At 65.8% G+C, this 12,696-nt stretch carries 9 protein-coding genes; 4 read left to right on the top strand and 5 right to left on the bottom strand.

All coding sequences use genetic code 11. From position 1 onward, the window contains the following. Positions 1-3: 3 nt before the first annotated feature. Positions 4-1,350, bottom strand: coding sequence for a pyoverdine-tailoring dipeptidase-like protein PvdM (pvdM, locus tag ACJA3S_RS17210; RefSeq protein WP_406819398.1), 1,347 nt, complete (start codon positions 1,348-1,350; stop codon positions 4-6). A 187-nt stretch (positions 1,351-1,537) separates the two neighbouring features. Between pvdM and ACJA3S_RS17205 the strand changes: the two genes are divergently transcribed. Continuing rightward, positions 1,538-3,148, top strand: coding sequence for a PvdJ/PvdD/PvdP-like protein (locus ACJA3S_RS17205; RefSeq protein WP_406819397.1), 1,611 nt, complete (start codon positions 1,538-1,540; stop codon positions 3,146-3,148). Between the two features lie 18 nt (positions 3,149-3,166). Here the strand turns inward: ACJA3S_RS17205 and ACJA3S_RS17200 are convergent, their stop codons facing one another. Genes ACJA3S_RS17200 through ACJA3S_RS17190 form a run of 3 tightly spaced genes read right to left on the bottom strand, consistent with a single transcriptional unit; the run spans position 3,167 to position 7,711 of the window. Then, positions 3,167-4,570 carry an efflux transporter outer membrane subunit gene (locus ACJA3S_RS17200; RefSeq protein WP_406819396.1) on the bottom strand — a complete coding sequence of 468 codons (1,404 nt, stop codon included), beginning with the start codon at positions 4,568-4,570 and terminating at the stop codon, positions 3,167-3,169. A gap of 3 nt (positions 4,571-4,573) precedes the next feature. Next, positions 4,574-6,538, bottom strand: coding sequence for a MacB family efflux pump subunit (locus ACJA3S_RS17195; RefSeq protein ID WP_406819395.1), 1,965 nt, complete (start codon positions 6,536-6,538; stop codon positions 4,574-4,576). Further along, the gene (locus ACJA3S_RS17190; protein WP_406819394.1) at positions 6,539-7,711 is read right to left on the bottom strand and encodes an efflux RND transporter periplasmic adaptor subunit; all 1,173 of its coding nucleotides are present in this window, start codon (positions 7,709-7,711) and stop codon (positions 6,539-6,541) included. Between the two features lie 278 nt (positions 7,712-7,989). Here ACJA3S_RS17190 and ACJA3S_RS17185 point away from each other — a divergent pair, with 278 nt between their 5' ends. From ACJA3S_RS17185 to ACJA3S_RS17175, 3 genes are all read left to right on the top strand, one after another. Beyond that, on the top strand, positions 7,990-8,466 hold the full coding sequence (locus tag ACJA3S_RS17185; protein WP_406819393.1) for a sigma-70 family RNA polymerase sigma factor: 477 nt from the start codon (positions 7,990-7,992) through the stop codon (positions 8,464-8,466). A gap of 168 nt (positions 8,467-8,634) precedes the next feature. Continuing rightward, entirely contained in the window at positions 8,635-9,114 is a 480-nt protein-coding gene (locus ACJA3S_RS17180; RefSeq protein WP_406819392.1) for a histidine kinase, read from the top strand. A 72-nt stretch (positions 9,115-9,186) separates the two neighbouring features. After that, positions 9,187-10,509: an MFS transporter gene (locus ACJA3S_RS17175; protein ID WP_406819391.1), complete on the top strand. Its 1,323-nt coding sequence runs from the start codon at positions 9,187-9,189 to the stop codon at positions 10,507-10,509. A 195-nt stretch (positions 10,510-10,704) separates the two neighbouring features. Here the strand turns inward: ACJA3S_RS17175 and ACJA3S_RS17170 are convergent, their stop codons facing one another. Next, positions 10,705-12,387, bottom strand: a complete 1,683-nt coding sequence (locus ACJA3S_RS17170) for an electron transfer flavoprotein-ubiquinone oxidoreductase (protein WP_406819390.1) — start codon at positions 12,385-12,387, stop codon at positions 10,705-10,707. Between the last annotated feature and the right edge of the window lie 309 nt (positions 12,388-12,696).

Here is a 12,696-nt window from a genome sequence, read left to right as displayed (position 1 = left end):
AGTTCAGGGGGATAAAGAGGCGACAGGTTGTGCGGCGCGTTGCACCTGCTCCCACACGCGCAGGAAATTGCCGCCCCAGAGCTTGGCAATATCCGCTTCGGAGTAGCCGCGGCTGATCAGTTCGGCAGTGACGTTGCGCGCCTCGCTGGCGTTCTGCCAGCCGTCGATGCCGCCGCCTTCGTTGAAGTCCGAGCTGATGCCGACATGGTCGATGCCGACCTTGCGCACCGTGTAGTCGATGGCATCGCCGTAGTCCTTGAGGGTGGCCGGGGGTTCTTCTTCGAGAATGCCGTACAGCTCGTTGGCATACTGGCCGACCTTCTGCTCGGGCCAGCCGGCGATCACCGGGTCACCCGGCATCAGTGCGTAGTTGAGGTCGGCCAGTGGCGGCAGGGCGTAGCGTGCGCGCAATGCGTTGAGTTTGCCCTGGGTCTTGCTGCTCAGCGGCTTGAGGTAGGTAGAGAAGGCCACCAACTGGACTACACCGCCGCTGTCCTTGATCAGTTGCAATTCCTTGTCGGAAAGGTTGCGCCTGATGTCGACCATGGCCCGTGGCGCCGAATGCGACGCCACCACCGGGGCGCGGCTGAGAGCGACGGCCTGGGCCAGCGCCTTGCTGGACATCTGCGACACATCGATGATCACACCCAGGTCATTCAGCCGTTGTACGGCGCGCTTGCCGAGCGGTGACAGGCCGCCCAGGGCATCGGCAGTGTCATTGAAGAACGGCAGCGGGCGCGAGGAATCGGCCCAGCTGTTGTTGCCCACGTAACTGAAGCCGAACATGCGCACCCCGCGTGCGGCCCAGCGGTCGAGCTGGTCGATGTCGTCGCCCAGGGCGTAGGCGTTGAGCATGCTGAGCAGCACCGCGAACTTGCCCTCGCCGTGCAGGCGCCGAAAGTCTTGCGCGGTGTAGGCGATGCCGACCTGTTGCGGGAAGTCGCGGACCATCGCGCTGATGGCGTTGTAGCGCACCTCCTGGGTATGCCGGGCGGCTTCGACGAAGCCCGGGGTAGGGCGGTGCGGGCCTGTGTTGCCCGTCCACGATTCGGGCCAGGCGAATATCGTCAGGGCGGCGCCGGACAGGCGCCCGCGTGCAGCCTTGGCCAAGTCGAAGCGGCCAGCGCCGTCCTTGTCCGCTTCACTGCCTTCGGTGCCGAAGGTCAGCGGCAGGGTGACATGGCTGTCGAACGAGAGGATGCGTTCCTGCAGGTCGTTGGCCTGGCGCATCACCGCTCTGGAGTAGCCGGCAGGCGTGGCGAAATAGTGCCAGGCAGCAAACCCGGCGCCAGCGGTAAGCGCAGTGGCCAGGCTGATAAACAGGGCTTTGTTCCAGCGTGAAGTCGTCATCTTGGTCTCAGTAGGTTCACCGTCGAGGGATGGGCACAGAGGCCGCCGCTACCTGCAGTGAACGAGCTCGCAGCGCCGAAATTTAGCGGCGGCCTCTGGCCCTGCCCGGTTAAATTTCGCCGCCCATGCAACGTTCTAGCGTTGGACGGGCCGTGCTCCATGGCCGCAATGAATGCACAGGTATGCAATGACGATTTCGCGACGTGGTTTCATCGCCGGTGTGGCATTGACGGGCGTGGTGGTGCCCGCTGCGGTGGGTGCGCTGTATCAGCAGCGACAGGGCGCCGCCGAGGAATTTCCGCAGACGCCTGGCGAGGCCGTCGTCGAGTTGGCCGACACCGGCCTGCAACAGTTGGGCGACACCCTGCGCGGTATCTGGCGCTTGACCCTGCTGGGCGCGGAGGCAGGCCTGCTGGGCTTGCCGGCGGGTGACCTGGAGCTGTTGCTTGACGTTGCAGGCAATGGCCGCGCCCTGCGCGGCTATCTGGATACTCCCGAGCGCCTGCGTGCGGCGGCGGAACCGCGCTACCGCGTGGTCGGCGACTTGCTGGCAGACAAGCCGGGCAGCTTGCGCTGGCGGCTGTTGTCGTCCCAGGCGCGCTATGAATGCCATGTCGTGCTCGACGAGGTGTGGGGGCGTTTCGGCAACGCCGGGCCGGCGACGCTCAATGGGCGCATCGCGCGGCTGGACCGGGCGTTGTCGTTGCCGCTGCAGGACAACCACTTCCTGGCATTGAAACGCAGCTTCCCGGAAGCCCGGGAGCGGACCCCGCTGAACCCGCAATTGCTGGCCTGGCTGACCTCTGCGGAGCATCGCCTGTTCCACCAGCTGTGGCACGCCTCGCGGGACAAATGGCACAAGCTGGCCAAGGACAAGCAGGGCGCCCTGCGTGGCCTGGGCTGGCAACCGGGGCCGCGTGACCGTGAGCGTGATGCGCGTGGCCGGCACAAGGACCGCAATGGCTCGGGCGAGGACTTCCTGTTCATGCACCGGCATATGCTTGGCAGCGCACGTGCGTTGCAAGACCTGCCTTCCTGGCCGCGCTTCCCGCTGCCGCAGCCAGAACTGGAGCGCGACCGCGTCGGGTTCGCCCGTTATTTCGACAACCATGACGGCAATGCCCTGCCGCCGACCTGGCAGGCCAGCGGTGACGCGGAGTACAGCCAGTGGGTGCGCGACATCAAGGCTGCGGATACCTTCCATGGCAACTTCCAGGTCTGGGAGTCGCGCTATACCGACCCCGAGTACCTGAGCTCGCTGACCCTGGCGCAATTTGGCTCGGAACTGGAACTGGGCCTGCACGACTGGTTGCACATGCGCTGGGCATCGGTGCCGCGCGACCCCGCCAATGGCATGCCGGTGCCGACGGCGCGTACGCCGGATGATTTTGCCGGGCGTTGGTTCGCCGCGCAGAACGATTTCCTTGGCGACCCGTTTTCCTCCCATGTGAACCCGGTGTTCTGGCGCTTTCATGGCTGGATCGATGACCGCATCGAGGATTGGTTCGAGGCCCATGAACGCTTGCACCCCGGCGAGGTCAGGCGCCTGCAGGTCAATGGTGTGCCGTGGTTCGCCCCCGGGCGCTGGGTGGCCGTGGCGGACCCGTGGTTGGGGCCGGATACCCATGGCTGCTCGACGGTGCCGGGGTTGCGGCCTGGGCGCAGTGTGGAAATGGACCCGGAAACGATGAAGCTGGCATTGCGCATCATCTACAGTGATGACGGCCTGTTCGACAAGTTGCAGCCCAGGGTGCCGCAGCGACCGTGGTATGCGCGCAACCTGAAGGTGCGGAGCTAGCCGCTGCCTGTGCCAGCCCTACGGGTTGGCTCCCCACCCCCCACCCAAGGCCTTGTACAACGCCACGCTGCCCTGCAACCGCGCCAGGCGCAGTTGCGCCTGCTGGTCCTGCGCCACATACCAGGTGCGCTGGGTTTCCAGCACGCTCAACAAGGTCTCGGCGCCTGCGCCATAGCGCCGTTGCGCCAACTCGAATGCCAGCCGGGCCTGCTGCACCTCCTGATCCTGCCACTGGCGCTGGCGATCGACGCCATCGATCGCATTGAGCGCCTTCTCGACATCGGCAAAAGCGGCCAGGATGCTGCTGCGGTAGGTCTCCAGCAATTCCGCCTGTTCGGCTTCGGCCAGCTCACGTGCGGCGCGCAGCCGGCCATGGTTGAACACCGGCGCGACCAGGCCGCTGCTGAGGGTGTAGTAGGCGCTGTCGAACAGGTGGGCGAAGGTGTCGGCACCCGCCCCCAGGTTGGCGCCGAGGGTGAGCTTGGGCAGCATGGCCGCGCGGGCGACGTGCACATTGGCGCTGGCAGCGGCCAGACGCGCTTCGGCAGCGGCAATGTCCGGTCGGCGAGTGAGCAGTTCGCTGGGCACGCCGCTGCCGATGGCCGGCCACTGCAGGCTGGTGATCGCTTCCTGGCTGCTGGGCAACGACTGCACCGGGTCGCCGAGCAGGGTCGCCAGGGTGACCCGGCTGTCCTGCCACTTCTGTTCCAGCAGCGGCAACTGGCGTTGCTGCGCGGCCACCAGGCTGCGCTGCTGGGCCAGCTCCAGGCGCGTGGCAGAACCGCTGCGCTGGCGCGCTTCGACCAGGCCCAGCAGGTCCTGGGCATTGCGCAGGTTCAGGCGGGCGATGCGCAGCTGTTCTGCCAGCGCCAGCCCCTGCAGGTAACTGTCGGCCACGGCACTGACCAGGGTCAGCTCAACGGTCTGGCGGTCGAAACGGCTGGCATCCAGGCTGCGCAAGGCCTGCGCGCGGGACGCCCGCAGGCCGCCCCAGAAGTCGATCTCGTAGCTGGCGCTGAGCTGCACGTCGAATGAGGTGCTGGTCGGTTCGTTGCGGCTGACATCAAGCTGGTCGTAGCCATCGCCGTGCAGCAGGCGTTGGCGGCTGCCGTCCAGGCCCAGCTTCAGCTCCGGCAGCAACGGCGCACCGGCAATCACCGCGCGGGCCTGGGCCTGGCGCACCCGCGCGGTGGCGGCGGCCAGGTCGTGGGCATTGTGCAGGGCACGCTGCACCAGGCGGTCCAGCTCGCGGCTGGCGAACGCGTGCCACCACTGGGGCGTCGGCAGCGGTGCCGAGGGTGATGCACCTGCGCCTTGCCAGGCTAGCGGGGCGGGCAGGTCGCTGGCAGGTGGGGTTGGCATGCTGCAGGCGGCGAGGCATACGCACAGGGGCAACAGGCTGATGCGGCTAGGCAGAGTCATGGATTATTCGCTGGTAAGGGCTTTGACCGGGTCGAGGCGGGCGGCCTTGCGCGCGGGCATGAAGCCGAACACGATGCCGGTGACCACGGCGCAGGCAAAGGCGCCGAGCATGGCAGGCAGGGCAAAGGCCACCGCCACATCTGCCAGCATCAGGCCAGCGCCGATGGCCAGGGCCAGGACGATGCCGGCCAGGCCGCCGACCATCGACAGCAGCACCGCCTCGCTGAGAAATTGCCGCAGGATGTCGCGCTGGCGTGCGCCGGTAGCCATGCGGATACCGATTTCGCGGGTGCGCTCGCGCACCGTCATCAGCATGATGTTCATCACCCCGATGCCGCCCACCAGCAGCGAGATCGCGGCAATCGCCCCCAGCATCAGCGACAGGCTGTTCTGCGTGCGCGCTTCGGCCTGGATCAGTGCCGCGTCGTTGCTCAGCTCGAAGTCCCGGCGCCCGTTGTGGCGCTGGCGCAGCAGCTGGTCGATGGCCGCTTCGGTTGCGCCGACCTGCGTGGAGTCGAGGGCGGCGACGGCGATGTAGTCCGGATCGCGCTGGCCGAACAGGCGAATGGCGGCTGCCGAGTAGGGCACCACGATGCGCCCGTCGCTGTCCTGGTCGCCAGAGCTGGCCCCCTTGCCAGCCAGGACGCCGACCACCTGGAACGGTACATTGCCGATCAGCAGGTACTGCCCCAGCGGGTCGCGCCCTGGGTCGAGCATCTTTTCCCGCACTTTCTGGCCGATCACCGCCACCGCTGCGGCGTTGGCTTCATCGCTATCGGTGTAGAAGGCGCCGTGCACCGCCGGCCAGTTGAAAATCTCGGGGAAGCGGGTGTTGTTGCCGCCCACATAGAACCGCTGGCTGTGGTTGCCGTGGCGCACCATCATCTTTTCTCCGAGCACCGGCATCACGTGCCGGACCTGCGGCAACTGGCCGATGGCGGCAACATCGTCGAGGGTGATGGTGCCGGCCTGTTCGCCCAGGCTCGCCGGCTTGCCATTGAGGTAGAGGATGTTCGAGCCGAAGGCAGCCATTTGCGCCATGACCTGGCGTTTGCTGCCTTCGCCCACGGCCAGCATCACTACTACCGAGGCAACCCCGATGACGATACCCAGCAGGGTCAGTGCGGTGCGCAAGCGGTTGACCCACATCACCCGCCAGGCGGCCTGCAGGGCTTCGCGCAATTCGCCCCGCCAGGCCCCGCGCAGGGTCGCGCCGTGATCCAGGCGTTGACGCAACTGCGCGGCCTGCAGCCCTCGGCCGTTGTGAGGCGGGGGCAGGGCGCTGGCCGAATCGCTGACGACCAGGCCGTCGCGGATTTCGATCACTCGCTGCGCCCGCGCCGCCACATGGCGGTCGTGGGTGATCAGGATGATCACGTGGCCCTGGCTGGCCAGCTCGTCGAGCAACGCCATCACTTCGCTGCCGCTGTGGCTGTCGAGCGCGCCGGTGGGTTCGTCGGCGAGGATGATATGGCCGCCGTTCATCAATGCCCGGGCGATCGATACCCGCTGCTGCTGGCCGCCAGACAACTGCTGCGGGCGGTTGCCGGTGCGGCTGGCCAGGCCCAGGCGGGCGAGCAGGGCGCTGGCGCGGGCGTGGCGTTGGGGGGCGGCGATGCCAGCATAGATGGCCGGCATTTCGACGTTTTCCCGGGCCGAGCCGGAGGGGATCAGGTGGTAGCCCTGGAAGACGAAGCCGAACGCCTCGCGGCGCAACCAGGCCAGTTCGTCGCTGCCCAGTTCGGCCACGTCCTTGCCGGCGAAGCGATAGCGGCCGGACGTGGGCCGGTCGAGGCAACCGAGGATATTCATCAGCGTCGATTTGCCAGAGCCGGAAGCGCCGACGATGGCGACAAATTCGCCGGGGTGGATGCGCAGGTTGATGCCATGCAGGATATCGACCTTGGGCGTGTCGACGCCGCCGTAGGATTTACGAATGTCGACCAGTTCGATCAGGGGTGTACTCATTCAGCCTCCGCGCACGCCAGGGGCGCCGATCACCAGGCGTTCGCCTTCATTCAGGCCGTCCAGTACCTGCACCCGCAGGCGGTCACTGAGGCCGGTGCGCACCTGGCGCTGTTCCACCTTGCCGTCACGGGTCAGCACATGCGCCAGGCGCAGGCCATCGGCGTCGTCCAGCGCTGCCCATGGCACGGTCAGCACCTGGCTGGCCTTGCCGGCGACGAAGAATACCTGGGCAGTCATTTCGGCCATCAGCGCACCGTCCGGGTTGTCGACATCCAGCAGCACGCTGTACTGCACCACCTGGTTGCCGGCGTTGCCATTGCTGACGCTGGCCGGGCTACCGCCGCCCTGGCTGGCCTGGTCCAGCGGCTTGGGCGGCACCGGCAGCACCTGGCGCACGGTGCTGGTCCAACGGCGCTTGCCGCCGGCCAGGGTGGTGAAGTACGCGATCATGCCCGGCTTGACCTGGCCGATGTCGGCCTCCGATACCTGGGCCCATACCGTCATTGGCGAGAGCCTGGCGATGCGCAGGATCAACGGGGTTTGCTGTTGGGCGTTGAGGGTTTGCCCCTCGCGCGCGTCCACCGCCACCACGGTACCGTCCATGGGCGCGTAGATGCGGGTGTAGCCCAGCTCGGCCTCGTCGCTGCGCAGGCTGGCCTGGGCCTGGCGGATCTGCGCCTGGAACATGTCGATGCGCGCCTGGGTGACTTTGAGCTGGGCAGCGGCGGCCTGCACGTCCTCGTCGCGGGTGGCGTCGGCAGCGGCCAGGTCACGCTGGCGCTTGAGTTGCTGCCGTGCCAGCTGGAACTGCGCGCGTTGTTCGGCCAACTGGGCCTTGAGGTTGTCGATCGAGTAGCGGCCGGCATCCAGCCGCGCCTGCTGGGTCGAAGGGTCGATCTCGACCAGCAGCTGGCCTTTGCGCACCGTATCGCCAACCTCGACGTGCAGGGTGTGGATCTGCCCCGAGGCCTGCGCCCCGACATCCACGTAGCGTCGTGGTTGCAGGGTGCCCAGTGCGGTTACGCTGCTTTCGATGTCGGCACGGGTCACCGCGACCGTGCTGAGTGGCTGTGCAGCGGAGGGCAGTGCCGTCCAGGCCAGCAGGCTGCCCAGGCCAAGCAGGCCCAGGCCCGTGAGCAGGACCCGGCGACGGGTGGTGGTTAAAGGTCTCATACAGACGTCCAGCCGAGGGGGTGCCAGATAGACGAAAGCGGCGGGAGGGGATTTAGCGGATATCGTGCGGGGTGGTACGGCGACAGAGATGTGGCGCCTGTGAGAGCGATGCGCCGCGCGGGCGGCGCTCGATCCAACAGGCGCTGAAACCCTACAGCCAAAACCCGTGTTGCTGAGAATAATTATAATTTGTAAGATCGCAGGTTGATATCACTCGGTCCTGCAGCTGCCTGAAAGGCCTTTTCGACCAAGCTGGCAGAACCATCTCAGGTAACGTCGTGGAACATTACTATCGCGAACTGGTGGGCTTCCTTTCCGCGCGCCTGGGCAGTCGCCAGGCCGCTGAGGACGTGGCGCACGATGCTTACCTGCGCGTGCTGGAACGCACCGACGGCGAGCGCATCGAGCATCCGCGTGCCTTCCTCTACCGCACCGCGCTCAACCTGCTGGTCGACCGCCACCGGCGGCACCTGGTACGCCAGGCCGAGCCGCTGGAGGTGCTGGACAGCGATGAACGCTGGCACACCCCGGCGCCGGCGCATGACCTGCAGCGCGACCAACGCCTGGCGCTGATGCAGCGTGCCCTGGATGAACTGGGCAAGGTCTGCCGTGACTGCTTCTTGCTGCGCAAGCTCGATGGCCTGTCGCACCAGCAGATTGCCGAGCGCCTAGGCATTTCCCGCAGCCTGGTGGAAAAGCACATCGTCAACGCCATGAAGCACTGCCGGGTGCGCATGCGCGAGTGGGAATGCTGATTGCCGGGTGGCCGGCGAATGAAAAAATCCATCGGCCCGTCACTTGATTTCTGCATCTTTCCCGGCTTCTATCAAAGAAGACCCCTGCCAGGCTCGGACCTGGCAGTAGCCGCCACTGGCGCAGTATGGTCATGGAGCCTACCCATTACCCACTGCCCAGGCCCGACCATGGCAAACAAGACCCTGCGCATCCTCATCGCCGACGCAAACCCGTGCCAGCGCCTGCAACTGGAGCGGCTGCTCAATGGCCTGGGCTATTACCGGATCGCTCCCGTGGACAGCTTCGAGGAGCTGCAGCGCCTGGTGCTGTGTGCCCTGCAGCCTTTCCACCTGCTGCTGGGCAATATCGAGCTGGCCAGCCATGCCGGGGTCGACCTGGAGCGCTTCTGCCGCGTCAGCCCGCAGATCCAGCATGCCCTGCTGTATCACGCCAACCAGCTGGCAGTACCATCGGTGCCTGCCAGCGAGCGCCAGGCGGTCAGCCTGAGCCTGCCGCAGGTGCCCGATAACGATGCGCTGGAGGCGTTCATGGCGATCATCGATACGCCGCTGCAGGTGGGCAAGCTGCCGCTGCCGGGCACCCTGTCAGCGACACCGGGGCGATCCCTGGGGCGCGTCAACTTCTCCTACACGGTGTTCAGCCGCTAGCGCTGCCGTGGGCGGGGCAAGCGGACAGCGATTTGCTATCCTCTCGCCCTTTGCCGATGGGCGGACCCTGCCATGACTGCCAACGATACCGCTTACCCGCCCCGGTTCAGCCGCGGCGATCACCGGACCCTGGGCCTGGCGGCGTTGGGCGGCGCGCTGGAAATCTACGATTTCATCATTTTCGTGTTCTTTGCGCTCACCCTCAGCCAGCTGTTCTTCCCGCCTGAAATGCCCGAATGGCTGCGCCTGCTGCAAAGCTTCGGGATTTTCGTCACTGGCTACCTGGCGCGGCCGCTGGGTGGCATCCTGATGGCGCACTTCGCCGACCATCTTGGGCGCAAGCGGGTTTTCAGCCTGAGTATCCTGATGATGGCCCTGCCTTGCCTGCTGATCGGGGTGATGCCGACCTACGCCGACATCGGCTATGCGGCGCCGTTGATCCTGCTGGCCCTGCGTATTCTGCAGGGCGCGGCGGTGGGCGGCGAAGTGCCGAGTGCCTGGACCTTCGTCGCCGAGCACGCGCCCGCCGGGCGGCGTGGCTATGCCCTGGGCTTCCTGCAGGCCGGGCTGACCTTCGGTTACCTGCTGGGGGCGTTGACTGCGACCCTGCTGGCACAGCTGTTCACCGCGCAGGAAATTCTCGATTACGCCTGGCGCTACCCGTTCCTGCTGGGTGGGGTGTTTGGTGTGATCGGCGTGTGGCTGCGCCGCTGGCTCAGCGAAACCCCGGTGTTCCTTGCCTTGCGTGCGCGCCAGCAACAGCCGGTGAGCTTCCCGCTGCGGCGGGTGTTGGGCGAACACCGGCGGGCGTTGATCCCGGCGGCGCTGCTGACCTGTGTGCTGACCTCCGCCGTGGTGGTGCTGGTGGTGATTACACCGACGGTGATGCAGCAACGCTTTGGCATGACGGCCGGGCACACCTTCGCCCTGAGCAGCGTGGGTATCGTCTTCCTCAATATCGGTTGCGTGCTGGCCGGCCTGCTGGTCGATCGCGTCGGCGCCTGGCGCGCGCTGATGCTCTACAGCCTGCTGCTGCCGTTGGGTATCGGCGTGTTGTATGCCAGCCTGGTAGGGCAATGGGGCATGACCTGGCTGGCCTATGCGCTGGCCGGCCTGTGCTGTGGCGTGGTGGGGGTGGTGCCGTCGGTGATGGTCGGGTTGTTCCCGGCCGAGATCCGCGTGTCGGGTATTTCCTTCACCTACAACGTGGCCTATGCGCTATGGGCCAGCAGCACGCCGCTGGCGCTGATTGCCTTGATGCCATGGAGCCCGTGGGTGTGTGCCGGGTTTTGCCTGATCATGGGCGCGGTGGGGTTGCTGACGGCGCTCTATTTCGGGCGTCGTGAGCCGTTGCTGTTGAGTGAGCCCGACTTCCTGCCGACGCGGTGCCTGTAGGAGCGGCCTTGTGTCGCGATGGGGCGCGCAGCGGCCCCGGCAGTCCGTGCCGCTGCGCAGACCTTGGGGCCGCTGCGCGCCCCATCGCGACACAAGGCCGCTCCTACACGGGCCAGCAGCGCCAGGGGACAGGTAGAACAGAAAGCCCCCGGCTCGTGAGAACCGGGGGCTTTTCGTTACCGCAAGGGCAGGGGCTTACATGTTCGGGTAGTTCGGCCCGCCAGCGCCTTCAGGGGTGACCCAGGTGATGTTCTGGGCCGGGTCCTTGATGTCACAGGTCTTGCAGTGTACGCAGTTCTGCGCGTTGATCTGGAAGCGCTTGCTGCCGTCTTCCTGGCTGACCACTTCATACACACCTGCCGGGCAATAGCGCTGCGCCGGCTCGTCGTACAGCGGCAGGTTGCTGGCGATCGGGATGTTCGGGTCGGTCAGCTTCAGGTGGCAAGGTTGTTCCTCTTCGTGGTTGGTGCTGGAGAGGAATACCGAGCTGAGCTTGTCGAAGCTGAGCTTGCCGTCCGGTTTCGGGTAGTCGATCTTCTGCGAGTCGGCCGCCAGCTTCAGGCAGGCGTAGTCCGGCTTGGTGTCGTGCAGGGTGAACGGCAGCTTGCCACCGAACCAGTTCTGCTCGACATAGTTGAACGCACCACCGAGGATCGGACCGAACTTGTGGATGGCTGCGCCAAAGTTGCGGCTGGCGAACAGTTCTTCGTACAACCAGCTGGCCTTGAAGGCGCTGACGTAGCCGTTCAGCTTGTCGCCGCCTTCGCTGCCGGCGGCCAGCGCATCGGCGACCGCTTCGGCCGCCAGCATGCCGGACTTCATCGCGGTATGGCTGCCCTTGATCTTGGAGAAGTTCAAGGTGCCCAGGTCACAACCAATCAGCGCGCCGCCATCGAATACCATCTTCGGCAGCGAGTTCAGGCCACCTTTGGCAATTGCGCGGGCGCCGTAGCTGATCCGCTTGCCGCCTTCGAGGTACTGGCTGATCACCGGGTGGTGCTTCAACCGCTGGAATTCATCGAACGGCGACAGGTACGGGTTGGCGTAGGACAGGTCGACGATCAGGCCGACCACCACCTGGTTGTTTTCCAGGTGATAAAGGAACGAACCACCGGTGTTGTCCTTGGCCATCACATCCAGCGGCCAGCCGGCGGTGTGCACCACCAGCCCCTGTTCGTGCCTGGCCGGGTCGATTTCCCAGATTTCCTTCAAACCGATGCCGTAGTGCTGGACGTCGGCTTCGCTGTCGAGATTGAAGCGCTTGATCAGCTGCTTGCCGATGTGGCCGCGGCAGCCTTCGGCGAACAGGGTGTACTTGGCGCGCAGTTCCATGCCCGGGGTGTACAGGCCATCCTTGGGCTTGCCTTCGCGGTCGACGCCAAGGTCACCGGTGACGATGCCGCGGACTACGCCGTTGTCATCGAACAGCGCTTCCTGGGCGGCGAAGCCCGGGTAGATTTCCACGCCCAGGTTCTCCGCCTGCTGGGCCAGCCAGCGGCACAGGTTGCCCAGGGAGATGATGTAGTTACCCTGGTTGTGCATGGTCTTGGGCACGAACAGGTCAGGCACCTTGGTCGAGCTGCCAGCATCCTTGAGCACGTAGATGTCGTCGCGCTTCACTTCGGTATTCAGTGGCGCGCCGAGGGCTTTCCAGTCGGGGAACAGCTCGTTCAGGGCACGGGGCTCGAACACCGCGCCAGAGAGGATGTGGGCGCCGACTTCAGAGCCTTTTTCCACCACGCAGACGCTGATTTCGCTACCGGCTTCGGCGGCCTTCTGCTTCAGGCGGCAGGCGGCGGACAGGCCTGCCGGGCCGGCGCCGACGATGACCACGTCGAATTCCATGTACTCGCGTTCCACTGGTTCTCTCCTACTCATCAAGGCTCGTGCTGTTGCTGGGTCTTATGGGTGCGTGGGGGCATTCGCAGCGGTTCTACGCAACGGCGGAACTGTAGCTGGGCAAATGACGGACTACACCGTTTTGTCTTGGCCGCGCATTATATCTACACCACTTGGCGGGTCCAATACAAACGTTTGTTTGAATTTGCCGCAGGCCAGTAAAATCGCAGGAACGCGGCTGGAGGATGACCCATTTGCCGTATTGACCGGATTGGGTGTTACGGTCAAGATACGAGCGGTTTTACGTTCGCCGTAGGCTTGCAGCCGGGCGCAGGTACACCTCTAAAG

This window comes from Pseudomonas sp. KnCO4 (assembly GCF_045344305.1).
Taxonomy (GTDB): Bacteria; Pseudomonadota; Gammaproteobacteria; order Pseudomonadales; family Pseudomonadaceae; genus Aquipseudomonas; species Aquipseudomonas anuradhapurensis.
This window is presented reverse-complemented; position numbering and strand designations above follow the sequence as displayed.